Source organism: Citrobacter sp. FDAARGOS_156 (assembly GCF_001559235.2).
Lineage (GTDB): Bacteria > Pseudomonadota > Gammaproteobacteria > Enterobacterales > Enterobacteriaceae > Citrobacter > Citrobacter youngae.
Window position 1 is genome coordinate 2,604,642 of sequence record NZ_CP014030.2, and the last position, 26,059, is coordinate 2,630,700.

The window sequence follows — 26,059 nt, forward strand, 5'->3', positions numbered from 1 at the left end:
GACATAGGCCCTACTGGTGCCGATGTCATATTCAGAAACAAGTATGCTGATTAATATATTTCCCCACATCAACAACTTTATTTGTATCGGGGTCAACATTGAGTACTATAAACCGCATTTGTGGGCAGAACAGTTCCAGGCTTTTTTTACTGCATTCCGTTTGTAACCATTTATGACTGCCACTTTCGGTTTGTACCTGATTGAGGTTTGTATCCTTACTGCACACAAAACCATCCACGATTGCTTTTTGCCTTGCAGCATCCAGATTCAAGCCAATAACATTTAGCTCATCGACGTCTTTGTCATGTGAGCTGGCAGAGACGCGGGTCAACGCACAACCGGTCAGTGTGAATGAAAGAACCAATAGAAACGCGACGCGTAAGATAGCGTTGTCATTTTGATGAACATGGATAGTTCTTTGCATTGTGCTGTAGGGTCCATTGCTGTGAAATTCCAGGGCACAGGTTTGTGTCGTACCTTGTGGTTGTACGCGAAAAGGACTGAGTGAGCAATTGCAACGTCAGCGATTTGACGTATGCGTAAAGTATATGGTTTGAATGGTAGTCGGTGAACAGCCTGAATCCAGGAACAACGCTGTCAGGCGTTATCAATGACCAGCACAATGATGAACCCAGTATGGCAGATTTCACTTCTCTCTATCTAAGTGCGTATAATGTATATTATGTTAAATCAAATCAATGCGTACCTGACTCATAACCCTCTACGGGTTCCCCCCATTACAAAATACTCATAGAAGGCCCGGGCCTTGTCATCAATGGCATGCACCATGATGGCCTTGATACCCACTTGATCAGCTAAGTTAGAAATGCGCAATACAACATCATTAAGCAGCCATTTTCCAAAACTATGACCTTGCGTACAGACATCATTAGCCTGGCCGCCGGGAATAGTCACTTCGCCCTTCTCTTTCCCCTGTTTCAAGTAATGAGCGCACATTGCTGGCCTGGTGCTCATTCACCGTGCTATGCCGGTTTATACCATTGCTGGTCGCCTTGCTTTCTTGTAACCTTGCGCTCGTGCAACTGACAAAATCTGGAACCACCGAACTGGACTTCATATGAATGCTCACATTTCTAAAGACCCCTTACATGGCGTGACGCTAGAAATGCAGGTCAATGCCCTGGTTAATCGTTATGGTTGGGCTGAACTTGGCCAACGGATAAACATCAACTGTTTTAAAAATGAACCGAGCGTTAAATCCAGTTTGAAGTTTCTGCGTCGTACGCCGTGGGCGCGAGCAGAAGTTGAAGCACTGTATCTCGATTCTCTGTATGACGTTGCACCAGAACCCACTGCTCCTGCTATTGATCCCTGGGCTAACAGCCGCAACAAGAAAAAATAAGAGCAAAATTCGATGTCAGCATCCGGTTTTTTTTCAGGTCATTATCAGAAAAAACTGGCGACTCTGCTCGCCCGTTCCCGCAACTCGCTACCGCTAACCAACGTGAAATGGTTCGCTGCACTGGTTGGCAGTATGCTGTTACTTGGCAGTTGCTCTTCACAACCGCCAGGGCCGAAGGTTAACCCTCACCCCCCGGTCACAACGCCGCAACAGAGCAAAGAACCGGTTCGTGGTATCTGGCTGGCAACGGTTTCCCGTCTGGACTGGCCGCCAGTCTCATCCGTAAACATCAGTTCGCCCGCCATCCGCATCAGCCAGCAGCAGAAAGCGCTGACGGATAAGCTGGATAATCTGAAACGTCTTGGGATCAATACCGTTTTTTTCCAGGTGAAACCGGACGGCACTGCGCTGTGGCAATCCAAAATTCTCCCCTGGTCAGACACTCTGACCGGCACCATCGGCCAGGATCCTGGTTACGATCCGTTGCAATTTATGCTCGATGAGGCGCACAAACGCGGGATGAAAGTTCATGCCTGGTTTAACCCCTACCGTGTCTCCGTCAATACGAAGCCTTCAACGGTCGCAGAATTAAACCGCACGCTGTCGCAGAACCCGTCCAGCGTTTATGTTCTGCATCGGGACTGGATCCGTACATCGGGTGACCGTTTTGTACTGGACCCGGGTATTCCTGACGTGCGCGACTGGATAACCAGCATCGTGGCGGAAGTCGTTGAGAATTATCCGGTGGATGGCGTGCAGTTTGACGACTACTTCTATACCGAATCGCCGGGTTCGGCGCTTAACGACAGCCAGACTTTCAGACGGTATGGCCAGGGTTTTGATTCAAAAGCGGACTGGCGACGTCATAACACGCAACGGCTGATCGAACAGGTTTCACAGACCATCAAAAAGCTTAAGCCTGACGTGGAGTTTGGCGTCAGTCCTGCAGGCGTGTGGCGTAATCGCTCCCACGATCCGGCAGGCTCCGACACCCGTGGTGCGGCAGCGTATGATGAATCGTATGCCGATACCCGGCGCTGGGTGCAATTAGGTCTGTTGGATTACATCGCACCACAGCTGTACTGGCCTTTCGCCCGTGATGCGGCGCGTTATGATGTACTGGCAAAATGGTGGGCTGGCGTGGTGAAATCCACCAATACCCGCCTGTATATTGGCGTGGCGCTGTATAAAGTGGGTGAGCCGTCGCGAAAAGAACCGGACTGGACGATACAAGGCGGTGTGCCGGAGCTTAAAAAACAACTCGATCTGAACGAGTCTGAACCGAATATTAATGGCACTATCTTGTTTCGAGAGGACTATCTTAACCAACCGCAAACCCAGGAAGCCGTGACCTATATTCGTGACCGTTGGGGACGCTAAGTATTGCCGGGGGCTGGTGACCGGAGATAAACGCTGACGTAGCGGATAAATTTCCCGATAAACACCCCGGCGAGCACGCCACCGGTAATAATTGCCAACGCGCTCATTACCGGCTGGCGTAAAATATCGGGAGCGATAGCATTCAATACACCTTGTACATATTTGATGCCAAAGGCCAACATCATGAACGGTAATGCAGAGTAATCTGCCGGGCGATGAATGCTGCGTGGTGCGCTACTGCGTGTCAGACGACTGGGGTTTATCAACATATAGCCCACTATCGCGCCGCTAATAATACCAACCATCCACTGCAGATACGTACTGATGGACTGATTGCGGTAAGTGACTAAATCGTAAATATCCCAAAAAAGAAAGAGCGCCGGGATCAGTGCCAGCTTTTCCAGCGTAACGGTAGCGGGTATCCTGGCTTTAATCCCCCGAAATAACAGGAAGACCAACAAGACATACACCCACACCGGTGTGTGCACCAGCATCGCTACGACAAACTCAGCCATACTCCGGCTCCCGACGTATTAACTACGTTAAGTGTAGCCTGGAGTTATCCGGGTGCAGACGATGCCCCCGGATACTTTACGTGGGGGTCAGGCCGCTGAAGGCTCCGGCAATTTGAAGGAGGAAACCAGTAGCGCTAATTGTTCCGCCTCTTCTTTCAGTACCTGGGTTCGCGTGGCGGCATCATCAATCAACGATGCGTTTTGCTGCACAGTGCTGTCCATTTCGGTGACGGCGAGCGTGACTTCGGAAACGCCCTTACGTTGCTCGTCACCCGCGACACGGATTTCCCCCATCAGTTGGCTAACCTGACGCACGTTGTTGACCAGCTCTTCCAGGCGCTCACCTGCATTGTGGATTTGCTGGCTGCTGCTGCCAACATGTGAAACGGACTCATCAATCAACGCTTTGATTTCCTGGGCTGCAGTGGCACTGCGTTGTGCCAGGGTACGAACTTCAGAGGCAACAACCGCAAATCCTCTGCCTGCATCCCCTGCTCTGGCGGCTTCAACGGCGGCATTCAGCGCCAGGATATTGGTCTGGAATGCAATACTGTCGATGACCGCTACAATTTCCACCATTCTACCGGACGAGGCACTGACGTTATCCATTGTCGAGATCACACCTTGCATCACGTCGCCACAGCGATTCGCCGTTTGCGCAGTGTTGTCGGAAAGTTCATCTGCCAGTTGCGTGTTGCTCGCATTTTGATGAACGGTCGCATTTAATTGTTCCATCGCGGCCGAGCTCTCTTCCAGCGCAGCCGCCTGCTGAGTTACCCGTGAAGAAAGCTCCATGTTACTGTCGGCCAGGCTGACGGCGTTATTGGCTACCACCACGCTACTGCTTCTGACGGTGATCAGAATGGCGGAAATTTTATCGACGAACAGGTTAAAGGCTTCCGCGATATCTGAAATCTCATCTTTACCTCGAACATCCAGACGTCGGGTAAGATCGCCTTCACCCTGTGCGATATCATCGAGTGCGCGACGTGTATCATCGAGACGAGAGATCAAGCGACGCACCACCAGCCATGATCCTACCAACAACACGGTCATAATCGGGATCAGCACTTCCAGCACATCCTGCATCATGACTTTGGCGAGGCCAACGATGCGCGTTTCCGGTGTCACCAGCCCTACGACCCAGCCAGTATCAGCCATCGGGAACAACATTACGCGTGACGGAGCATTCAGTACGTTATCGCTTTCCAGCGTGATGGTTTTCACGCCATCAGTCGCGCGCAGCGATTTCAGCCCGGCTTCTACCGGAGCCAGCCAGTGTGCGCTTTGCGCCAGATCGCTAAAGGTTTTGTATTTTGTCTGATCGGCCTGGGGGAAATAGAGGATCTGCCCCTGTTTATCAACCACAAATGCGTAGCCGCCGGTGCTGTTGCCTTGCTGCTGCATAAAGGTCGCTACGTTATCCAGACGAATATCGGTGGTGGCCACACCGGCAAACTTGCCGGCTAATTGATACGGAATACTGCACGTCACCATGTTCACGCCGGAACTGGCATCCTGGTAAACATCAGACCACAGGCAACTGTTCTGTGAGTGACCTTTGGCATGCTGATACCAACTTTCATTGTGATAACCGGCAGATCCTTCGGCATTATAATCATTCGAAAAATCAAGCTTGCCCTCAGCATTGCGCGCCCAGAAAAAGCTACGTTTATCTACTCCCGGGGTAAACGCGTTTGGCTCTGGCCAGATCCCGCCGCCGGTAATAATTGAGTGGCTGTCTTCGCCAATCAGGTGTGGAACCACGCTTTGATACAAAGACTCATCATTAGGCAGTACTTCGGCCAGTCGTGACAGACTGACGGTTTCGCCCTCGATTCGGGATAGCACAGTACTCAGTTGACGGGTTAAACCTTGCCCTGTTTCTTCTATCAGAGCGGTATTGATTTCGACGACGCGTGGCTGACCACGCCAGAGCATAATTGCAACAATAACAAGGGTGGTCACCGCAAGCAGCAGGATGCCGCCAATGGTTAACCGCGTTGAAATACGAGTAGGATACCAGGCCATACAAACTCCTTCTGCAAAAGGCTAACTTTTACCCAGTATCGGCACAGGAGTTTATATCTTTATAACGTTTTCTTAAGTCTTACGAAATAAATAAGTGACGTTGTCACATATAGCAAAACCCAGCACTCAGGCTGGGTTTTAATACATGGATAATCTTATTTAGATAATTCTTTTTTGATTTCTTCTTTTATTTTACTTAATTCACTTTGCGGATGTTTTTTGCAAAGTTCAACGGTCAGAGGCACAGCTGTAGTGATGGTTTCGTTATAGTCAACGAAGTCGCCGCCTTTGAAGTCTTCGTCTTCATTCAGCACCCAGAAAGCAACCGGAGCCATAGTTTGCGGGTTCAAATCAATAAACTCCTGGCAGCTCATGCCTTTCGGAGTGACTTCAGTTTTAGCGTTATCAGTTGCTGCATTGACGCTTACACTGGTTAACAGCGCTGCGACCAGGATGCCTGCTGTAGAAAGGGAGAATTTATTCATTGTAGTACTCCATTTATAATCCAGATAATATCTACACTTGCGCTTTAAACCGTTAATGTAGTTCGCAAAAAATAATACTCCCACCGTCAGAAGAATAAATATTACGGCCATCGATATGGCTGAAATTTATATTTCACATTACTGATTCTGATGTCTGATAAGAAATGTTGCACACAATGTGATCGTTACGACGAAATCAGCAGATTCATCCCTCACTTACCCTACCTTTGCACCAAAACTGAACTACGCTGCACAAATGTTGATCATTGGTTAATGAAAATTGATGTTTTTTAACAAAGAACCCCGACGCAGCGCTGTCGCCGACCTGGCACGCGTCCTGCATTGTTAATCCGGTAACAGTGACGCGGTATCTGACAAACAACTAACAGCGAGATGGTAATGACATCAAAACCTGAGTTATTTGCCCGCATAGAAAGGACCTTTAGCCAGCTAACGCCCAGCGAAAAGCGCGTTGCCGGTTGGTTGTTAGCGCACGCTGCACAGATCCCTTTTGAAACGGCAGACGGCATCGCGAAAGCAGCAGGAACCAGTGGCATTACCGTCGGGCGCTACCTGCGTAAACTCGGGTTTCGTAACCTGGAAGATGCGAAAGCCAGCCTGCGTGAAATACCGGCTATTCCCTATCAGCCCTGGGGAATGAACGAGCGCCTGGACTCCTGGCACCAGCAGCAAAATCTACCTGACCGCGCACAACAGTCGCTGTTGCTGGAGATTGACGCTATCACCCACGTCTACCAACTGGCGCAAAGCGAGACATTTTTACGTATTGCGCAGCAATTGGCGCAGGCAGAAGCCGTTTATATCCTTGGGATCCAGTCCACCCGCGGGATCGCTAACGCCTTTTTTAGCCATCTGGAATATCTGCGCCCGAAAGTGAGTTACTCCGAAGGACTTTCCGGTAGCTGGGTTGAGTCGCTGAACTCGGGATTTAATCAACCTTATGTCGTGATCACCGATACGCGCGCTTACTCGGCGACATCCCGACAATATTGCCGCGTTGCCAGTGAGCGCGGCATTCCTCTGGCGTTAATCACGGATGTATGGTGCCCCTGGGCCAGAGACTATGCCATTGATTTACTTCAGGTGAAAACGGATACCGGGCACTTCTGGGATTCGCTTGCTCCGGTAAGTTGCCTGTTCAACTTATTACTCTCCGCGGTGGTGGCGCAACTGGGCGACTCCCTCGCGGGACGCCTGCAAACTAACCGCCAGTTACAACAACAATTTGGTCAATTCGAACAATAAACAGGAAACGTGCTATGTCAGATACCCCAGAACTGGTCGATTTGTCGGTGATTTTCCCGTCACTGCATATCGACCTGAAATACGCTACAGCCGATAACATTACCGGCGCGCCCATCTACCAGGAAGCGCGCTGCCTGCTGCATTCCGAGGCCGTCACTGCACTGGCTAAAAGCATCAGCATCGCGCAACTGGCGGGTTTGTCATTGGTGGTGTATGACGCCTACCGCCCACAACAGGCGCAGGCGATACTGTGGAATGCCTGTCCGGATCCGCAGTATGTGGTGGATGTGGCGATCGGTTCGAATCACAGCCGGGGTACGGCCATTGACGTCACGCTGATGGATGCTCGCGGTAATGTGCTCGATATGGGGGCTGGTTTTGATGAAATGCATGACCGTTCCCATGCCTGGCACCCTTCAGTTCCTCCGGCTGCGCAGCGTAATCGACTGCTGCTCAATGCCATCATGTTCGGCGGCGGTTTTGTCGGCATCAACAGCGAGTGGTGGCATTTCGAACTGCCAAATGCCGCGCGTTACCCGCTGCTTGACGATCAAATAGCTTGTTACACTGTCACGTCTATAACAACACAACATCCCATTTAATTCTGGAGCCTGGTTATGAAGACTACACCTGCGTTAACCTCGTTTTTTCGCCCCGCTCTGTTAGCCGTTGCGCTGGCGGTCGCTTTGCCTGCCGCACAGGCCGCCGTCCCTAAAGATATGCTGGTTATCGGTAAAGCCGCTGATCCACAAACGCTCGACCCCGCTGTAACAATCGATAACAACGACTGGACGGTGACCTATCCCTCATATCAGCGTTTGGTTCAGTACAAAACAGAGGGCGGCAAAGGTTCCACGGAAGTTGAAGGTGATTTGGCCAGCGGCTGGAAAGCGTCTGATGACCAAAAAGAATGGATCTTTACCCTGAAAAGCGATGCAAAATTCGCCGACGGCACGCCAGTGACCGCTGATGCAGTAAAACAATCTTTTGAGCGCTTGCTCAAGATCGGTCAAGGGCCGGCTGAGGCATTTCCGAAAGATCTGAAAGTTGATGCCATCGACAACAACACGGTGAAATTTACCCTTAGCCAACCATTCGCGCCGTTCTTATATACGCTGGCAAATGACGGCGCCTCAATTATCAACCCGGCGATTTTAAAAGAGCATGCCGCTGATGATGCCCGTGGATTTCTGGCACAAAATACGGCCGGGTCTGGTCCCTTCATGTTGAAGAGCTGGCAAAAAGGACAACAACTGGTACTGGTACCCAACCCACATTATTCCGGCCCTAAACCCACGTTTAAACGCGTATCGGTCAAGATCATCGGAGAAAGCGCTTCCCGTCGTTTGCAACTGTCCCGTGGCGATATCGACATTGCCGATGCGCTTCCTGTTGACCAGCTTGCTGCTCTCAAACAGGAAGGTAAAGTCAACGTGGCGGATTATCCCTCGTTGCGCGTGACCTATCTGTATCTGAATAACAGTAAAGCGCCGCTCAATCAGGTGGATTTGCGCCGCGCCATCTCGTGGGCCACCGATTATAAAGGCATGGTAAATGGGATCCTCAGCGGTAACGGCAAGCAGATGCGTGGCCCTATTCCTGAGGGGATGTGGGGTTTTGATGACAAGGCCATGCAGTACAGCTTTGATGAAGCGAAAGCAAAAGAAGCATTAGGTAACGTTGCCAACAAACCCGAAACCCTGAGCTTCCTGTATTCCGATAACGATCCTAACTGGGAGCCAATTGCGCTCTCCACTCAGGCCAGCCTCGGCAAGTTAGGCATTAAGGTGAAACTGGAAAAACTGGCGAATGCCACCATGCGAGATCGCGTCGGTAAAGGTGACTATGACATTGCCATCGGTAACTGGAGCCCGGACTTTGCTGACCCGTACATGTTCATGAACTACTGGTTCGAGTCGGATAAGAAAGGCTTGCCGGGTAACCGTTCATTCTATGAAAACAGTGAGGTCGATAAGTTGCTGCGCAGCGCGCTGGCCACCACCGACCAGGTCGCCAGAACCAATGATTACCAGCAGGCGCAAACCATCGTCATTGATGAAGCGGCTTACGTCTATTTATTCCAGAAAAACTACCAGTTGGCGATGAATAAAGACGTCAAAGGTTTTGTCTTCAACCCCATGCTGGAACAGGTCTTCAATATCGCCACCATGAGTAAATAAACCACATTAATGCGGAGCCGATTTGGCTCCGCAAGGGGAAGCCAATGACCTTCTGGAGCATTTTACGCCAGCGATGCTGGGGACTTATCCTGGTGGTTGCCGGTGTCTGTGTAATCACTTTTATTATTTCACACCTGATCCCGGGCGACCCTGCACGACTGCTGGCCGGCGATCGCGCCAGTGATGAAATTGTCGAAAATATTCGCCAACAGCTGGGACTGAATCAGCCGCTGTATATTCAGTTTTTCCGTTACGTCAGCGATATTTTTCAGGGTGATTTAGGCACATCCATTCGCACCGGCCGTCCGGTGCTGGATGAACTGCGCGTATTCTTCCCTGCCACTCTTGAATTGGCCTTCTGCTCTCTGCTGCTGGCGCTGATCATCGGTATCCCGCTGGGTATTCTGTCTGCTGTCTGGCGCAACCGTTGGCTCGACCACCTCGTCCGCCTGATGGCGATCACCGGTATTTCGACCCCGGCATTCTGGTTGGGCCTCGGCGTTATCGTGCTGTTTTATGGCCATTTGCAGATTTTACCCGGCGGCGGACGGCTTGATGACTGGCTCGATCCCCCCACGCACGTCACCGGTTTCTATCTGGTTGATGCGCTACTGGAAGGCAACGCCGAGGTCTTTTTCAATGCGCTGCAGCACCTGATCCTGCCGTCGCTGACGCTGGCCTTTGTGCACTTAGGGATCGTTGCCCGACAGATTCGCTCCGCCATGCTGGAACAACTGGGCGAAGATTATATCCGCACCGCGCGTGCCAGTGGTTTACCGGGTTGGTACATCATTTTGTGTTATGCACTGCCGAATGCGTTGATTCCGTCAATAACCGTGCTGGGTCTGGCCCTGGGCGATCTGCTCTATGGCGCGGTACTGACCGAAACGGTCTTTGCCTGGCCGGGCATGGGCGCCTGGGTTGTGACCTCTATTCAGGCGCTTGATTTCCCGGCCGTGATGGGATTTGCCGTGGTGGTCTCCTTCGCCTATGTGCTGGTTAACCTGGTGGTGGATTTGCTCTATCTGTGGGTAGATCCTCGAATTGGACGTGGAGGCGCACAATGATGCTCACACAAGAAACGCCAGCGGCCCCGCAGACCGCCCGCCGTCGCACGGACTGGGCCAAATTGTTCTGGATGATGAAAAGCAGCCCGCTGACGCTGATTGGCGGCGTTATTATTGTACTGATGCTACTGTTAATGGTGCTCTCTCCGTGGATCACCCCTTACGATCCTAACGCCATCGATCTGACCGCTCGCCTGTTGCCACCGTCGGCCAGCCACTGGTTTGGCACCGATGAAGTGGGGCGTGACCTGTTCAGCCGCGTCCTGGTCGGAAGTCAGCAGTCAATTGTCGCCGGTCTGGTGGTGGTGGGTATCGCTGGCGGGCTGGGCTCGCTGTTGGGATGCCTGTCTGGCGTGATGGGCGGACGTGCCGATGCGATCATCATGCGTATGATGGATGTTATGCTGTCCATTCCTTCGCTGGTACTGACAATGGCACTGGCCGCTGCATTAGGGCCAAGCCTGTTCAACGCCATGCTGGCGATTGCGATTGTGCGTATTCCTTTCTATGTACGCCTCGCCCGCGGTCAAACGTTGGTCGTTCGTCAGTTTACTTATGTACAGGCCGCGCGAACCTATGGCGCATCACGCTGGCATCTGATCAGCTGGCATATTTTACGCAATTCACTTCCCCCGCTGATTGTGCAGGCATCACTGGATATTGGCAGTGCGATCCTGATGGCCGCCACGCTCGGATTTATTGGCCTCGGCGCCCAGCAACCCAGCGCTGAATGGGGCGCAATGGTGGCGATTGGTAGAAACTACGTGCTTGACCAGTGGTGGTATTGCGCATTTCCTGGTGCCGCCATTCTGATTACCGCCGTGGGCTTTAATCTCTTTGGTGATGGTATTCGCGATCTGCTGGATCCGAAAGCCGGAGGAAAACACTCATGACACAACCTGTCCTGGAGATCGAGAATTTACATCTGAGCTTCCCCGGTTATAAAGCGGATGTGCATGCGCTGAATCATGTGTCGCTGCATATCAACCGGGGTGAAATTGTCGGCGTGGTTGGTGAGTCTGGCTCAGGGAAATCCGTCACGGCCATGCTCGCCATGCGTCTGTTACCCGAAGGAAGCTATCGTATCCATCAGGGGCACGTTACGCTGTTGGGTGAAGATGTTTTAACTGCCAGCGAAAAACAAATGCGCCAGTGGCGCGGCCAGCGCGTTGCGATGATTTTCCAGGAGCCGATGACGGCGTTGAATCCAACACGACGAATCGGCCAGCAAATGGTGGAGGTCATCCGTCACCATCAGGCATTGAGCCGCACGGATGCCCGGCAGAAAGCCATTGCGTTACTGGAAGAAATGCAAATCCCGGATGCCCCGGAAGTAATGTCCCGCTTCCCGTTTGAGCTTTCTGGGGGGATGCGTCAGCGCGTGATGATTGCGCTCGCGTTTTCCTGTGAGCCAGACCTGATCATTGCCGATGAACCCACCACCGCGCTGGATGTCACGGTACAGCTTCAGGTGCTGCGCTTACTGAAGCGTAAAGCGCGGGCCAGCGGTACCGCCGTGTTGTTTATCAGCCATGATATGGCCGTCGTCTCGCAATTGTGTGACCGGTTATACGTTATGTATGCCGGGAGCGTGATTGAAAGCGGCCCGACGCAAACCGTTATTCAGCACCCCACACATCCCTACTCTATTGGCCTCCTGAAGTGTGCGCCTGAGCACGGTGAACCGCGTGCTTTGCTCCCCGCGATTCCGGGTACCGTACCGAATTTAACCTGTTTACCCGTAGGATGTGCGTTCCGCGATCGCTGCTTTGCCGCGGGGCCTCGCTGTGAAGAAACACCTGATTTATGCAGCCAGGGCGGTGCGGATCAACAATCCGCCTGCTGGTACCCACAACTGGAGACGACACATGTCTGATATTTTACTGGACCTGCAGGATGTTCATATTAACTTCCCCGCGCGAAAAAACTGGCTCGGCAAAGTAACAGAGCGGGTGCATGCACTCAACGGTCTGGATTTACAAATCCGCCAGGGGGAAACGCTGGGGATTGTTGGCGAATCCGGCTGCGGTAAAAGTACGCTGGCACAACTGCTGATGGGGATGCTCAAACCGAGCCAGGGGCACTATTCTTGCGGCGGTGGCAAACAGCATAACGGTATGCAGATGGTCTTTCAGGACCCGCTTTCATCCCTGGATCCGCGCTTGCCGGTATGGCGAATAATCACTGAACCGGTATGGATCCAAAAGCGTAGCCCTGAACGCGAACGCCGCGCCCTGGCCGAGGATTTGGCTCGCCAGGTAGGGATTCGTCCGGAATACCTCGACCGCCTGCCGCATGCCTTTTCTGGCGGACAGCGCCAGCGTATTGCCATCGCCCGCGCGCTGTCATCGGAGCCGGATGTGATCGTCCTTGATGAGCCGACGTCGGCACTGGATATTTCGGTACAGGCGCAAATCCTCAATCTGCTGGTTGCATTGCAGGCACGCCGGAATCTGACTTTTGTGCTGATATCGCATAACGTATCGGTCGTACGGCATATGAGCGACCGCGTGGCGGTGATGTACCTTGGGCAAATTGTTGAGCTGGGCGATGCGCAACAGGTTCTCTCGCATCCGGCGCATCCTTACACCCGTCTGTTGCTGGATTCGGTGCCTAAAACGGGTACGCCGCTGGCTGAAGACCTGGTCCTGCGTAAAACCGAACTCCCCGGCAACAGGACACTACCGCAAGGCTGTTTTTTCCGCGACAGATGCCCGCTGGCAACCCACGGATGTGAAAAAAAACAGACATTACTGAAAAATGAAACCGGACGCGAAGTTCGTTGTTGGCGGGCCATTGACATCTGCTGACTACGCATTTTCAGGCGAGATACGCCTTTTTCAGCGCGTCCACCAGCATTCCCGACGCGGTTGATAATTTATGGTGTGCCGAACGCAGCACCCCGATCCGCCGCTGGATCACGGGACCGTCAAGCTCTATACAGGTTGCGCCAAGTTCCGTCATTTGTGTTCGACACAGTGCGGGAACTGCGCTGCCGCCTAATCCGTTTGCCACCATACGGCCAACGGTCACCAGTTGATGGCTTTCCAGCGCCACGTCCAGCGTATGTCCGCTTTGCACCAGTTGTTCTTCCAGCATCAGGCGCACGGCAGATGGGCGTTGCAGCGTAATAAAATCCAGCGTCAGCAGTTCGCGCCACGCAATACGCTCTCGCCCCGCCAGCCTGGATGTTGGCGGGACGATCGCCACAAAACGATCGACACCGAGCGGCGTGAAGTGCAGTTGCCCTGAATAATCAGGCTCGAAGGCGATCCCCATCTCCACCCGCCCTTCACTCACCATTTCAATGACCTGTTCGTTGATCACATCGTGAACCGTCACGTTAATACCGGAATAGCAATCCCGAAAGGTTTTCAGTACCTGTGGCAGGACGTTAGCCGCAAACGAAGGCATGGCAGCAATGGAGATTTTACCGCGTTGCAGTGTAAAGCGCTGGCGCATTGCTTCTTCCGTATTCTCCCAGTCCGCCAGCAGTTGTCGCCCCATATTCAGCAGCGTTTCTCCTTCCTGCGTCAGGGTCACTTTGCGGGTGGTTCTCAACAGTAACGCCCCGCCCAGCGAGTCCTCAAGTCCTTTAATCGCCAGGCTTAATGCGGGCTGCGACATATTCAGTCTTTCACTGGCATGAGCAAAATTCAGAGTGTGAGCTACCGCTAAAAACGCGCGTAACTGTTTGATGCTCATTCCCATTTCGCATTCCTTTAACCTATTGAATACCTTTAATTAACATTAAATTGATAAAAAAACCCAATGAGTGAGTCACAAATTTAAAATTAACAAATCATTTTTCACCCCCAATGATGTCGGCAAGGACAACTGGAGGGACAAGTGTATGGCTGGACTGGATAAACGTGTCGCCACGTATCAAGAGGCGCTGGCAGGGCTGACCGACAATATGACGCTGCTGGCGGGCGGTTTTGGCTTATGCGGCATTCCTGAAAACCTGATTGCCGAAGTACGCCGTCGGGAGGTTCAGGGACTGACCGTCGTTTCAAACAACTGCGGCGTGGATGGTTTTGGCCTCGGTGTGCTGCTGGAAACACGTCAGGTACGTAAAGTGGTAGCGTCCTATGTTGGCGAAAATGCGCTGTTTGAAAAGCAGGTACTGAGCGGTGAACTGGAAGCCATTCTGACCCCACAGGGCACGCTGGCTGAGCAGTTACGTGCCGGCGGCGCAGGGATCCCGGCGTTTTTCACCGCCACAGGATACGGTACACCCGTCGCCGAAGGCAAAGAGGTACGTGAATTTGACGGCCGTCCTTACATTATGGAACAGGCGATTACCGGTGATTTTGCGCTGGTCAAAGGCTGGAAAGCCGACTGGTACGGCAACGTTATTTATCGCCACACCGCACAGAATTTTAATCCACTGATGGCCGCCGCCGGGCGTATTACCGTCGTGGAAGTCGAAGAAATTGTCCCTCCCGGCGAGCTGGATCCCGCCGCAATTCATACCCCGGGAATTTTCGTAAACCGCATCATTCAGGGGCAGTTTGAAAAACGCATTGAACAACGCACGCTGCGCCAGAAAGGAGCCTGACCATGTTAACACGTGAACAAATGGCGATGCGTGTCGCCCGGGAACTGCGCGACGGTTATTACGTCAACCTTGGGATCGGTATTCCAACTTTAGTGGCCAATTATATTCCCGATGGTATGGACGTGATGCTCCAGTCGGAGAACGGTCTGCTGGGGATGGGCCCGTTTCCGACCGAAGACGAAATTGATGCTGACATGATCAACGCCGGTAAACAGACCGTGACGGCGCGCAAAGGCGCGGCGATCTTCGACTCGGCGCAATCTTTCGCCATGATCCGCGGCGGTCACGTTGACCTGACGGTGCTCGGCGCGTTTGAAGTGGATGTTAACGGCAATATCGCCTCATGGATGATCCCCGGAAAAATGGTGAAAGGCATGGGTGGCGCGATGGACCTGGTGGCCGGGGCTGAAAACATCATTGTGGTGATGACGCATGCGTCCAAAAACGGTGAGTCCAAGCTGCTCCCCGCCTGCACTCTGCCATTAACCGGCGTGGCCTGCATTAAACGCGTGCTTACCGACCTGGCGTTACTGGAGATCGCCGATGGCGCGTTCATTCTGCGCGAACGTGCGCCGGGCATCAGCGTGGATGAGATTGTCGCCAGAACAGCCGGCAAGCTGATCGTTCCCGAAAACGTCCCCGAAATGCAATTTAGCTGAGGAGCTGACCATGCAGGATGTTGTTATTGTCGCCGCAACGCGCACACCCATTGGCAGTTTCCACGGGGCGCTGGCACCGCTCAGTGCCGTGGAACTGGGGGCAGTGGTGATCCGCTCTCTGTTGGAAAAAACCGCCGTCGCGCCGGAGCAAATTGACGAGGTGATCCTGGGGCAGGTTCTGACGGCGGGCAGCGGCCAGAATCCGGCCAGACAGACAGCATTACGGGCTGGCTTGCCGGTGACGGTCCCTGCGCTAACCATCAATCTGGTATGTGGTTCAGGTCTGAAAGCGGTGCAACAGGCGGTGCAGGCTATCCGCTGCGGTGATGCGGACATCATCATTGCCGGAGGCCAGGAAAGCATGAGCAATGCGCCCTATTTTCTCGACGGCGCACGCTCGGGTCTGCGTCTGGGGCATGCCAGTCTGAAAGACAGCGTGGTACACGACGGGTTGTGGGATGCGTTTAACGACTACCACATGGGCATTACTGCGGAAAATCTGGCGGATAAATTCGTTATCAGTCGCGAGCAGCAGGATGCCTTTGCGCTGCAGTCTCAGCAGAAAGCCGCGGCGGCAATTGAAGCCGGTCGATTCAATGCAGAAATCACGCCGGTCAGCGTTCCACAAGGGAAAAAACCACCACGTTTGGTTGAGCGTGATGAACAATCGCGCCCGGATACTCAGGCGGAGAAACTGGCACAACTGAAACCGGCTTTTCGTCCTGGTAATGGCACAGTGACCGCAGGGAACGCCTCATCAATCAACGACGGCGCGGCGGCGGTGATGCTGATGAGCGCCGCCAAAGCAACAGAACTTAAGCTGCCGGTTCTTGCCCGGGTGGCGGGTTACGCCGTTTCCGGTGTCGACCCGGCCATTATGGGCATTGGGCCGGTAGTGGCGTCACTCCAGTGCCTGAAGCGAGCGGGCTGGACGTTGAATGATGTCGATCTCATTGAAGCCAACGAAGCCTTCGCCGCACAGGCGCTGGCGGTTGGCGAATCCCTGAACTGGGACAGCGACCGGGTGAACGTAAACGGCGGTGCGATTGCGCTGGGTCATCCGATTGGCGCCTCTGGCTGCCGCATTCTGGTGACCCTGTTACATGAAATGGCGCGCAGTAACGCGACCAAAGGGCTGGCTACGCTGTGCGTAGGCGGCGGTCAGGGCGTCGCGCTGGCGGTAGAGCGTTCAACAGGAGAACAGCATGCAAAATAATCACTTTAGCGTCCTGGGCGCGGGTTTAATGGGCGTCGGCATTGCCACCCATTTTGCCCGTTTTGGCCATAATATCTGGCTATTTGATACCGATAGCGACCGGATTGCTGAAATTAACGCCGTTGCCGGGAGCATTCTCGATGAGCTGATCGCGACTGACCAGTTTCACGCAGAGGAAAAAGCGTCGGTTCTGAGTCGCTTGCACGGTACGACTTCGCTGCAGGATATCGCCACCGCGCAATTACTGATTGAAGCGATCCCGGAACGACTCGAGCTCAAACACGCACTGTATGCACAACTGGAAGCATTAATCGCCCCAGATGCGGTGATCGCCAGTAATACCAGTGGCCTGCCGCCGGATGCGCTGGCAGAAAAACTCACCCACCCCGAACGGTTGCTGATCGCCCATTTCTGGCATCCCCCCCACTTTATTCCGCTGGTTGAAATTGTGCCGGGTTCAGCAACGAAACCGGAATATCTCAGCGAGTTGCAACGTCTGTTGCTCTCAATGCAACTGGAAGCGGTGGTGCTCGATCGCGCCGCACCGGGGTTTGTCGGTAACCGTTTGCAATTCGCACTGCTGCGTGAAGCGCTGCATATCGTCAAAAGCGGGATCGCCAGCGCGGAAGTGGTGGATCAGGTGATGCGCGCCTCCCTCGGGCGTCGCTATGCGATGGTCGGTCCGCTGGAGGCGGCTGATATGACCGGGCTGTCTACTGTGCAGGATATTTGTCGGCATCTGCTCCCGGAGCTGGCCACTGGCAGCGACATGATGTCACTTGTTGCTGACAAGGTTGCCAACGGCGACACCGGCTTGCGCAGTGGTCAGGGGTTTTATCGCTGGGATGATTCGCGCAAGGAATACATCCAGCAACGCCGTGAACATCAACTGCGCTTTGCCCTGAAGCCATAACGTCTCTTTCTGTACCCCACTATAATAATAAGGAGTCATGATGAGTGTATTAATCGCCCTGGCAGCGCTGGGCTTGCTGATGCTGGCAGCCTATCGCGGATACAGCGTTATCCTGTTTGCCCCCATCGCGGCATTAGGTGCTGTTCTGCTTACGGAACCGAGCGCCGTCGGCCCCGCCTTCACCGGTCTGTTTATGGAAAAAATGGTCGGTTTTGTAAAGCTTTACTTCCCGGTGTTCCTGCTGGGAGCGGTGTTTGGCAAGTTAATCGAGTTATCCGGTTTTTCCCGTTCAATCGTTGCTGCTGCCATCAACATTCTCGGACGTCGTCACGCCATTCCGGTGATTGTGCTGGTATGTGCTCTCCTGACCTACGGCGGTGTGTCGCTGTTCGTAGTGGCCTTTGCGGTGTATCCGTTCGCGGCTGAACTGTTCCGTCAAAGTAATATTCCGAAGCGCCTGATCCCGGCAACCGTGGCGCTGGGGGCATTCTCTTTCACGATGGATGCCCTGCCGGGGACGCCGCAGATCCAGAACATCATTCCAACCAGCTTCTTTGGGACTAACGCCTGGGCCGCGCCGTGGCTGGGGCTGATTGGCTCGCTCTTTATTATCTTTGTTGGCCTGATGTACCTCGAGCGCCAGCGTCGGAAAGCGCAGGCTAAAAATGAAGGCTATGGCACTGAGCTGTTAAACGAGCCGGAGACGCCGGATAACATTAACCTGCCAAACCCGATTATTGCTATTTCTCCGCTGATCCTGGTGGGTGTGTTTAACCTGCTGTTTACCCGCTGGATCCCGCAGTGGTATGGCGCAACGCATCAATTGGAACTCCCGGGGCTTGCCAAACCTATTACCACTGAAGTGGGGAAAATTACGGCTATTTGGGCGGTAGAAGCGGCATTGATATCGGGGATCCTGCTGGTGGTGGTGTTCGGCTATCGCAATATAAAAGGTCGCCTGGCGGAAGGCAGCCGAACGGCGGTTGGCGGCGCTATCCTGGCCGCGATGAATACCGCATCAGAATACGGTTTTGGCGCGGTTATCGCCGCCCTGCCGGGATTTCTGGTGTTGTCAAAAGCGCTGGCTGCGATTCCCGATCCGTTGCTCAATGAAGCGATCAGCATTACCACGCTTGCCGGGATCACCGGCTCGGCATCCGGCGGGATGAGTATTGCGCTCGCGGCGATGTCTGATACGTTCATTGCTGCTGCCCATGCCGCCAATATTCCACTTGAAGTCTTCCACCGCGTCGCATCGATGGCAAGCGGCGGCATGGACACTCTGCCACATAACGGCGCGGTCATTACCCTGCTGGCGATTACCGGCCTCAGCCATCGTCAGGCGTACGGCGGGATTTTTGCCATCACCGTAATCAAAAGCCTGGCCGTGCTGTTTGTAATCGGCGTTTTCTACACCACCGGAATTGTTTAAGGAGAATCATCATGAACTTAACGGGAAAAGTTGCCCTGGTTACCGGCTCGACCAGCGGTATCGGATTAGGCATCGCGCAGGTACTGGCGCAGGCGGGCGCGACGCTGATCCTTAACGGATTTGGTGATGTCGATGCCGCCAAAGATGCCGTTGCGCAATATGGCAAAACGCCAGGCTATCATGGTGCGGACTTAAGCGATGAAGCGCAAATTGCCGACATGATGCGTTATGCCGAAAGCGAATTCGGTGGTGTGGATATTCTGGTCAACAACGCCGGGATCCAGCACGTTTCACCGGTAGAGACTTTTCCGGTTGATAAGTGGAACGCGATTATCGCCATTAACCTCTCTTCTGTTTTTCATACCACGCGCCTGGCGCTTCCCGGCATGCGTACGCGTAACTGGGGACGCATCATCAATATCGCCTCTGTTCATGGTCTGGTGGCCTCAAAAGACAAATCTGCTTATGTGGCAGCGAAGCATGGCGTGGTGGGTTTAACCAAAACCATTGCGCTTGAAACCGCGCAGACGGGAATCACCTGCAATGCGCTGTGTCCCGGCTGGGTGTTGACCCCGCTGGTCCAACAGCAGATCGACAAACGTATTGCTGATGGTGTAGAGCCCGCTGCGGCGCGTGACGCTCTGCTGGCGGAAAAGCAGCCGTCACGCGAATTTGTCACGCCGGAACAGTTGGGTGAGCTGGCGCTATTTCTGTGCTCAGACGGCGCAGCGCAGGTGCGCGGCGTAGCGTGGAATATGGATGGCGGCTGGGTGGCGCAGTAATACCCTCGGGTGCCGGATAAGACGTGGTCACATCCGGCACGCCATTACTAAGATTTCAATTGATAATCCAGCGTAATTTCCGCTTTCAGAACCTGCGACACCGGGCATCCGGCTTTCGCTTTCTGAATAATGCCGTCAAACGTAGCGGCGTCTATCCCCGGAACGCTCACCTGGCTGTGTAACGCCACTTTGGTGATAGCAAAACCGGCATCCACCTTATCCAGAGAAACATCGGCAGTCGTATCAATGGCATCTGGCGTAAAACCTGCTTCGCCCAGCATCAACGACAGTGCCATCGAGAAGCAGGCAGCATGTGCTGCGCCAATCAACTCTTCAGGGTTAGTGCCTTTGACGCCTTCAAAACGTGTATTAAATCCATACGGTTGCTGGTTAAGTACGCCACTTTCGGTCGACACGGTCCCTTTACCGCGTTTAATGTCGCCTTCCCAGTGGGCCTGACCTTTCTTATGGATAGTCATTACCGCTCTCCTGTGTTGTCATCGGAGTAACAAGTATAGGCCTCATGGGAAAATGCATGACCATAATGGAAAGTTCTGCATTTCCTGCTTAAGCATTGACCTTTCAGATAAAATGACCGACCATCCAGAGAGCCGTTAGTTTACTCATCGGCTTTTTGTCAGGTTGTATTTCGTCCGTTCTTACGCGGGCTCGCCCTTGAAACCAGTAACAGGATTAAGGAGTTAGAATGAAATCGAACCGTCAGGCCCGTCATATTCTTGGACTGGACCACAAAATCTCCAATCAACGTAAAGTCGTGACCGAAGGCGACAAATCCAGCGTGGTCAACAATCCTACCGGAAGAAAACGCCGCGCTGACAGCAAATAGTTTCCCGCACGACATACTGATTAACGAGATAAACACCATTGCAACCGCAGTGGTGTTTTTGCTTATAAAACCCCTTAACCCATTCACAATGCTTTATACTTCGCCCGTTTCCCTGGCGGACAGGCCCTATACGATCATAAAGAGTGCCAGGGACGGTTATTCAAAAAAGAGTGAGTGACATGGAAAACGAAACTAAAAAACTGCGTTCCCTTTACATCCCTTACGCTGGCCCGGTACTGCTGGAATTCCCTTTACTGAATAAAGGGAGTGCTTTCAGTGTGGAAGAACGCCGTAACTTCAACCTGCTGGGGTTACTGCCGGAAGTGGTCGAGACGATTGAAGAACAGGCTGAACGTGCCTGGATCCAATATCAGGGATTCAAAACCGAAATCGATAAACATATTTACCTGCGCAACATCCAGGATACCAACGAAACCCTGTTCTATCGACTGGTGCATAATCATCTTGATGAGATGATGCCGGTTATCTACACCCCAACGGTAGGCGCGGCCTGTGAGCGCTTCTCTGAGATCTATCGTCGCGCCCGCGGCGTGTTTATCTCGTATCAGAACCGTCACAACATGGACGATATTCTGCAAAACGTCCCGAACCACAATATCAAGGTTATCGTCGTCACCGACGGTGAACGCATCCTTGGTCTTGGCGATCAGGGGATCGGCGGGATGGGTATTCCAATCGGTAAGCTGTCGCTGTATACCGCGTGTGGCGGGATTAGTCCGGCTTACACCCTGCCGGTGGTACTTGACGTCGGGACCAACAACCAGCAATTGCTGAACGATCCGCTGTACATGGGGTGGCGTAATCCGCGCATTACTGATGATGAATACTACGAATTTGTTGATGAATTCATCCAGGCCGTGAAGCATCGCTGGCCTGATGTGCTGTTGCAGTTTGAAGATTTCGCGCAGAAAAACGCCATGCCGCTCCTGACCCGTTATCGCGATGAAATTTGCTCATTCAACGACGATATTCAGGGCACCGCAGCGGTTACCGTCGGTACGCTGATTGCGGCCAGCCGTGCAGCCGGCAGCCAGTTGAGCGAGCAGAACATTGTTTTCCTTGGGGCGGGTTCCGCCGGTTGCGGGATTGCCGAGCAGATCATCGCGCAAATCCAGCGTGAAGGTTTAAGCGAAGAAGCCGCGCGTCAACGCGTGTTCATGGTCGATCGCTTCGGCCTGTTAACCGATAAAATGCCCAACCTGCTCTCTTTCCAGACCAAACTGGTGCAAAAACGCGAAAATCTTCAGCACTGGGATACACAAGAAGATGTGCTGTCGTTGCTTGACGTGGTCCGCAACGTTAAACCTGACATCCTGATCGGGGTTTCCGGACAGGTTGGCCTGTTTACTGAAGAGATCATTCGCGAAATGCACAAGCATTGTCCGCGTCCGATCGTTATGCCGCTGTCTAACCCGACCTCGCGCGTTGAAGCCACGCCACAGGATATTATCGCCTGGACCGAAGGTAACGCGCTGGTTGCCACCGGCAGCCCGTTCGCCCCGGTCGCCTGGAAAGATAAAATCTACCCGATTGCCCAGTGTAATAACGCGTACATCTTCCCGGGTATCGGCCTTGGCGTGATAGCCTCTGGCGCCAAACGCATCACCGATGAAATGCTGATGTCGGCCAGCGAAACGCTGGCGCAGTATTCACCGCTGGTGCTGAACGGTGAAGGACTGGTGTTACCGGAACTGAAAGATATTCAGACCGTTTCCCGCGCAATTGCCTTTGCCGTCGGTAAAATGGCCCAGCAGCAAGGCGTGGCGGTGAAAACCTCCGCTGAAGCGCTGCAACAGGCAATCGACGAGAATTTCTGGCAGGCGGAATATCGCGACTACCGTCGTACTTCTATTTGACGGTTTGCCCGGCGGTGCTCTGCCGCCGGGTGTTCAACACTTGCGCAATCCAGTAGCTTGCGTTTACACTTTCACCATCGATTAACATTCGGAAATATAAAAGGAGGATACTTATGCTGTACTGTGAACGTTTCATCGTTTCACATGCTTTTGGCGATCGCCAGTGCTCAAGCGTTATCGGTATCGTGCTGCGATAACTTCTGCTTGAGCGAAGCTAACATCTAAATCCCCTTCTCTCGGGCTTACCGGGTTATCGTCAGCGATGTTTGACGAGGCGTTTTTACGCCTGTAACTCTTGAGTAAGCAACAATGAGCACATTACTAACCGCGCAATCCTTACACGTTGATACGGCATTCGGCACCCTGTTCGACGATCTCTCATTTACCCTCAAAAAAGGCGACCGCATTGGGCTAATCGGCTACAACGGCTGCGGAAAAAGCACGCTGTTAAAACTGCTTGATGGCACCATCGCCCCCACCAGTGGAACCATTGCGCAGGCGAATCACTGCCACCTCGCCCGTGTGGAGCAGCACTTGCCGGACGATATACTGCCGCTTACGCTGCAGGAGGCCGTTCTCGTTCAACTTCCTGAGCATGAGCGTGCGGCTCAACAATGGCGGGTTGAAGCACTGCTTGCCGAAATGGGCTTTACGCCGGAAAATTTGCATCTCACAGCGCAAACTCTGAGCGGTGGACAGCACACACGCCTGCTGCTGGCGCGTGCGCTAATGCGAAACCCTGACCTGATGCTACTGGACGAACCTGGCAACCACCTGGATTTGCCGACATTGCTATGGCTGGAGCAGTTCTTACAGAACTGGTCTGGCAGCTTCGTGGTGGTGTCCCATGATCCACAACTGCTTGATGCCGTCACGCAGGGAACATGGATCCTGCGCGATCGCACACTGCACGCTTTTGATCTTCCCTGCAGCGCCGCTCGTCAGGCTCTGGTTGAGAGAGATGCCAGCGATGCACTGCGCTATAAGGCGGAACAAAAGGAGATTGATCGCGTTACCGCCAGTGCCAAACGACTGGCAACCTGGGGGCGTGTCTATGACAACGAAGATTTGTCCCGCAAAGCAAAGCAGATGGAAAAGCAGGTGCAGCGCCTGAAGGATGTTCAGACGGAAGTGACCGCAGGAAGTCAGTGGACACTAACATTGCAGGGTGATGCCCTGCGTGCCGACCGTCTGCTGGAAATGACAAACCTGTCGGTCTCACCAGCCCCTGACGCCGCGACGTTATTTTCCATCGCCGGGATCAGGATAAAAAGTGGCGACCGGGTGGCAATTGTTGGGCGCAATGGTTGCGGGAAATCATCGCTGCTACGGCTTATCTGGCAGCAATATCAGTCGCAAATGGCATCGTGCTCACTGATGTTGCACTCTCGCGTCACACTAGGGTATTACGATCAGACGCTACACCAGCTCACAGATGACGACACGTTGTTTGATGCGCTCGAACCGTTTGCTCCGCAGCCTGATGTTCGCAAGATGGCGCTGATTAGCGCGGGCTTCCCGTGGGTCCGCCATCAGCAGCGGATCAATACCTTAAGCGGTGGAGAGCGTTCGAGGCTACTGTTTGTCGGGCTTACGCTTGCGCGCTACAGCCTGCTGATGCTCGATGAACCAACCAACCATCTGGATATGGAAGGTAAAGAAGCGCTGGCGCAGACGCTACAAAGTTTCAGCGGCGGCGTGCTGCTGGTCAGCCATGACCGTCAGCTTATCAGCCAAAGCTGTAATAGGTTCTGGTTTATCGATAATGGTGAACTTAGCGAATGGCACGATCTGGACGCGATCAACGATCGTATTCGGGAAACGTCTGAGGAGATGAGCGTTCCCAAAACGGTGGTCGAAGCGAGGGCCGAAATACGCGGTGACAGCGATGAATTGCTGGAACAACTCCTCGAGCTGGAGCAACGTCTGGCCGACGATCTCGCCCGCAAGCCGAAACATCAAAAGCCGTTGTTGCAAGCGCAATGGCGTAAAGAGATTGAGCGTCTGAATTCACAACTGGAGTAATCTTTATTGCCGGATGGCGCAAGCCTATCCGGCAATTCTTGCGTGGCGCTTTCCAGATATGCCCCTTCTCCCTTTCTCTTTCTGCGCATTCGCCGCACAATTTTGAATAGTGCAATCCTGGTGTTGCGCTTAAAGGAACATTAATGGTAGTGTTCCTCTTGAAGGAACAAGGATGATACGGATGATCATGAACTTCAGACACAAGGGATTGCGCGATTTGTTTCTTCATGGACGAACATCAGGCGTTATGGCAAAACATGTCCGACGATTACGACATAGACTTGCCGTTATTGATGCAGCAAACAAGGTTACAGATATCAATATGCCCGGTTATCAGCTACATCCTTTGGTGGGCGAGCGTGACGGCAGATGGGCAATTTCTGTTTCAGGTAACTGGCGTATTACGTTTGAATTCGTCAATGGCGACGCGTACATACTGGACTACGAGGACTATCATTGATGAAGATGGCAAATCATCCCCGTCCTGGGGATATCATTCAGGAAGCGCTGGACGAACTCACTGTCAGCCTGCGCGAGTTTGCCAGAGCGATGGAGATTGCACCTTCAACGGCAAGTCGGCTATTAACCGGGAAAGCGGCACTAACGCCTGAGATGGCGATTAAACTCTCCGTGGTGATTGGCAGTTCACCCGAAATGTGGTTAAACCTGCAAAATGCCTGGAGCCTGGCAGAGGCCAAAAAAAACGTGGATATTTCACGCCTGCGTAAGCTGGCAGCGCAGTGATAAAAGTGAATGCCGGATACGCTAACGCCATCCGGCATTTCATTTACTGTTTCGGCTGTTTTTCTTTCCAGGCATCCCAGGCCTGTTTGATCTCTTGCTTTGCCGTAGCTGCGTCGTTGAAACCGTTTAATTCGACCTTCTTACGCCCTTCCGGCAACTCTTTGTACACGCGGAAAAACGACTCCAGTCGTTGCACTTCGATCTTTGGCAAATCGCTCAACTCTTTGATGTCGTCATAGGTGGGGTCAATTTTGCTGGCCGGCACGGCGACAATTTTATCGTCCTTTTCCCCGCCATCAATCATCTTCAGCACGCCAATCGCGCGCAACTTGATCAGCGTTCCCGGGGCCAGCGGTGCCCGGGTATAGAAAATCACATCCAGCGGGTCACCGTCACCTGCCAGGGACTGGGTCAATGAGCCGTAGTTTGCCGGATAGGCAACCGGCATTGACTGGAAGCGATCGGCAACGATAAAGCCGGTTTTGGCGTCGGTTTCATATTTTATGATCCCGCCTGCCGGGATTTCAGTCACGGCATAAAACTCTTCCGGGTTATTCTCCGGTTGCGGAAATTCGAGGATATTCTGCGCCTGAGCGGACGCACAGAGAAACACGCTGACTGCGAGTAGTTTTTTCACCAGATGCATTGTCTTTTAACTCTTCTCTTATTGGAAAGACAACACCTTACGTTTACCAAATGACAGAAACATGACGTTT

The 26,059-nt window shown here is 53.2% G+C and carries 27 protein-coding genes and 1 pseudogene; 20 read left to right on the forward strand and 8 right to left on the reverse strand.

The features are described from left to right. Nucleotides 1-31: 31 nt before the first annotated feature. On the reverse strand, nt 32-424 hold the full coding sequence (locus AL515_RS12710) for a hypothetical protein (protein WP_048211672.1): 393 nt from the start codon (nt 422-424) through the stop codon (nt 32-34). A 287-nt stretch (nt 425-711) separates the two neighbouring features. Further along, nucleotides 712-897: pseudogene (locus tag AL515_RS12715) on the reverse strand (hypothetical protein); the annotation flags it as partial. A gap of 181 nt (nt 898-1,078) precedes the next feature. On the opposite strand from AL515_RS12715, the gene AL515_RS12720 reads away from it, so the two are divergent. Together AL515_RS12720 and AL515_RS12725 are read left to right on the forward strand one after the other, a co-directional pair. After that, complete coding sequence (locus AL515_RS12720) at nt 1,079-1,363, forward strand: VF530 family DNA-binding protein (protein WP_048211670.1); 285 nt, start codon at nt 1,079-1,081, stop codon at nt 1,361-1,363. A 12-nt stretch (nt 1,364-1,375) separates the two neighbouring features. After that, complete coding sequence (locus AL515_RS12725) at nt 1,376-2,743, forward strand: glycoside hydrolase family 10 protein (RefSeq protein ID WP_061067895.1); 1,368 nt, start codon at nt 1,376-1,378, stop codon at nt 2,741-2,743. Here AL515_RS12725 and AL515_RS12730 read toward each other — a convergent pair. From AL515_RS12730 to hdeB, 3 genes are all read right to left on the reverse strand, one after another. After that, on the reverse strand, nt 2,740-3,258 hold the full coding sequence (locus AL515_RS12730; RefSeq protein WP_105242172.1) for a hypothetical protein: 519 nt from the start codon (nt 3,256-3,258) through the stop codon (nt 2,740-2,742). The genes AL515_RS12725 and AL515_RS12730 overlap by 4 nt on opposite strands. Nucleotides 3,259-3,345: 87 nt before the next feature. After that, nucleotides 3,346-5,289 (reverse strand): methyl-accepting chemotaxis protein, encoded by a 1,944-nt coding sequence (locus tag AL515_RS12735; protein WP_061067896.1) that lies wholly within the window; start codon nt 5,287-5,289, stop codon nt 3,346-3,348. A 155-nt stretch (nt 5,290-5,444) separates the two neighbouring features. Further along, nucleotides 5,445-5,774, reverse strand: coding sequence for an acid-activated periplasmic chaperone HdeB (gene hdeB / locus AL515_RS12740; RefSeq protein ID WP_005122660.1), 330 nt, complete (start codon nt 5,772-5,774; stop codon nt 5,445-5,447). Between the two features lie 399 nt (nt 5,775-6,173). On the opposite strand from hdeB, the gene AL515_RS12745 reads away from it, so the two are divergent. From AL515_RS12745 to AL515_RS12775, 7 genes are read left to right on the forward strand one after another with little or no spacing between them, the layout of a single operon-like run. Further along, nucleotides 6,174-7,040, forward strand: coding sequence for a MurR/RpiR family transcriptional regulator (locus AL515_RS12745; RefSeq protein ID WP_048211666.1), 867 nt, complete (start codon nt 6,174-6,176; stop codon nt 7,038-7,040). A 14-nt stretch (nt 7,041-7,054) separates the two neighbouring features. Further along, the gene (gene ddpX / locus AL515_RS12750) at nt 7,055-7,642 is read left to right on the forward strand and encodes a D-alanyl-D-alanine dipeptidase (protein ID WP_061067897.1); all 588 of its coding nucleotides are present in this window, start codon (nt 7,055-7,057) and stop codon (nt 7,640-7,642) included. A 15-nt stretch (nt 7,643-7,657) separates the two neighbouring features. Continuing rightward, nucleotides 7,658-9,220 (forward strand): ABC transporter substrate-binding protein, encoded by a 1,563-nt coding sequence (locus AL515_RS12755; RefSeq protein ID WP_048211664.1) that lies wholly within the window; start codon nt 7,658-7,660, stop codon nt 9,218-9,220. A 44-nt stretch (nt 9,221-9,264) separates the two neighbouring features. Continuing rightward, nucleotides 9,265-10,287: an ABC transporter permease gene (locus AL515_RS12760; RefSeq protein WP_061067898.1), complete on the forward strand. Its 1,023-nt coding sequence runs from the start codon at nt 9,265-9,267 to the stop codon at nt 10,285-10,287. Beyond that, nucleotides 10,284-11,180, forward strand: coding sequence for a D,D-dipeptide ABC transporter permease (ddpC, locus tag AL515_RS12765; protein WP_048211662.1), 897 nt, complete (start codon nt 10,284-10,286; stop codon nt 11,178-11,180). Before AL515_RS12760 ends, ddpC begins: the two co-directional genes overlap by 4 nt. Beyond that, on the forward strand, nt 11,177-12,163 hold the full coding sequence (locus AL515_RS12770) for an ABC transporter ATP-binding protein (protein ID WP_061067899.1): 987 nt from the start codon (nt 11,177-11,179) through the stop codon (nt 12,161-12,163). The genes ddpC and AL515_RS12770 overlap by 4 nt, the downstream gene beginning before the upstream one ends. Beyond that, the gene (locus AL515_RS12775) at nt 12,156-13,097 is read left to right on the forward strand and encodes an ABC transporter ATP-binding protein (protein ID WP_061067900.1); all 942 of its coding nucleotides are present in this window, start codon (nt 12,156-12,158) and stop codon (nt 13,095-13,097) included. The genes AL515_RS12770 and AL515_RS12775 overlap by 8 nt, the downstream gene beginning before the upstream one ends. A 10-nt stretch (nt 13,098-13,107) precedes the next feature. Here the strand turns inward: AL515_RS12775 and AL515_RS12780 are convergent, their stop codons facing one another. Then, nucleotides 13,108-13,998 carry a LysR family transcriptional regulator gene (locus tag AL515_RS12780; protein ID WP_061067901.1) on the reverse strand — a complete coding sequence of 297 codons (891 nt, stop codon included), beginning with the start codon at nt 13,996-13,998 and terminating at the stop codon, nt 13,108-13,110. Nucleotides 13,999-14,140: 142 nt separating this feature from the next. Here AL515_RS12780 and AL515_RS12785 point away from each other — a divergent pair, with 142 nt between their 5' ends. Genes AL515_RS12785 through AL515_RS12810 form a run of 6 tightly spaced genes read left to right on the forward strand, consistent with a single transcriptional unit; the run spans nt 14,141 to nt 19,850 of the window. Beyond that, nucleotides 14,141-14,848 (forward strand): CoA transferase subunit A, encoded by a 708-nt coding sequence (locus AL515_RS12785; protein ID WP_048211658.1) that lies wholly within the window; start codon nt 14,141-14,143, stop codon nt 14,846-14,848. 2 nt (nt 14,849-14,850) lie between these two features. After that, a complete protein-coding gene (locus AL515_RS12790; RefSeq protein WP_061067902.1) occupies nt 14,851-15,507 on the forward strand; it encodes a CoA transferase subunit B in 657 nt (218 codons plus the stop codon). A 10-nt stretch (nt 15,508-15,517) separates the two neighbouring features. Beyond that, entirely contained in the window at nt 15,518-16,723 is a 1,206-nt protein-coding gene (locus AL515_RS12795; protein WP_061067903.1) for an acetyl-CoA C-acetyltransferase, read from the forward strand. Next, nucleotides 16,713-17,636 (forward strand): 3-hydroxyacyl-CoA dehydrogenase family protein, encoded by a 924-nt coding sequence (locus tag AL515_RS12800; RefSeq protein WP_061067904.1) that lies wholly within the window; start codon nt 16,713-16,715, stop codon nt 17,634-17,636. Before AL515_RS12795 ends, AL515_RS12800 begins: the two co-directional genes overlap by 11 nt. A gap of 37 nt (nt 17,637-17,673) precedes the next feature. Continuing rightward, nucleotides 17,674-19,068, forward strand: a complete 1,395-nt coding sequence (locus tag AL515_RS12805; protein WP_197081310.1) for a GntP family permease — start codon at nt 17,674-17,676, stop codon at nt 19,066-19,068. 11 nt (nt 19,069-19,079) lie between these two features. Further along, complete coding sequence (locus tag AL515_RS12810; RefSeq protein ID WP_061067905.1) at nt 19,080-19,850, forward strand: 3-hydroxybutyrate dehydrogenase; 771 nt, start codon at nt 19,080-19,082, stop codon at nt 19,848-19,850. 47 nt (nt 19,851-19,897) lie between these two features. Here the strand turns inward: AL515_RS12810 and osmC are convergent, their stop codons facing one another. Further along, nucleotides 19,898-20,329, reverse strand: a complete 432-nt coding sequence (gene osmC, locus AL515_RS12815; protein WP_048211652.1) for a peroxiredoxin OsmC — start codon at nt 20,327-20,329, stop codon at nt 19,898-19,900. A 227-nt stretch (nt 20,330-20,556) separates the two neighbouring features. Between osmC and sra the strand changes: the two genes are divergently transcribed. From sra to AL515_RS12840, 5 genes are all read left to right on the forward strand, one after another. Then, nucleotides 20,557-20,697 (forward strand): stationary-phase-induced ribosome-associated protein, encoded by a 141-nt coding sequence (gene sra, locus AL515_RS12820; RefSeq protein ID WP_005126806.1) that lies wholly within the window; start codon nt 20,557-20,559, stop codon nt 20,695-20,697. Nucleotides 20,698-20,876: 179 nt separating this feature from the next. Next, nucleotides 20,877-22,574 (forward strand): malate dehydrogenase, encoded by a 1,698-nt coding sequence (gene maeA / locus AL515_RS12825; protein ID WP_048211651.1) that lies wholly within the window; start codon nt 20,877-20,879, stop codon nt 22,572-22,574. 309 nt (nt 22,575-22,883) lie between these two features. Next, entirely contained in the window at nt 22,884-24,599 is a 1,716-nt protein-coding gene (locus tag AL515_RS12830) for an ABC-F family ATP-binding cassette domain-containing protein (protein WP_061067906.1), read from the forward strand. 181 nt (nt 24,600-24,780) lie between these two features. After that, complete coding sequence (locus AL515_RS12835) at nt 24,781-25,059, forward strand: type II toxin-antitoxin system RelE/ParE family toxin (RefSeq protein WP_048212587.1); 279 nt, start codon at nt 24,781-24,783, stop codon at nt 25,057-25,059. Continuing rightward, nucleotides 25,059-25,343, forward strand: a complete 285-nt coding sequence (locus AL515_RS12840) for a HigA family addiction module antitoxin (RefSeq protein ID WP_048211649.1) — start codon at nt 25,059-25,061, stop codon at nt 25,341-25,343. The genes AL515_RS12835 and AL515_RS12840 overlap by 1 nt, the downstream gene beginning before the upstream one ends. Nucleotides 25,344-25,386: 43 nt before the next feature. Here the strand turns inward: AL515_RS12840 and AL515_RS12845 are convergent, their stop codons facing one another. After that, nucleotides 25,387-25,989 (reverse strand): inorganic diphosphatase, encoded by a 603-nt coding sequence (locus AL515_RS12845; RefSeq protein WP_061067907.1) that lies wholly within the window; start codon nt 25,987-25,989, stop codon nt 25,387-25,389. Nucleotides 25,990-26,059: the final 70 nt, after the last annotated feature.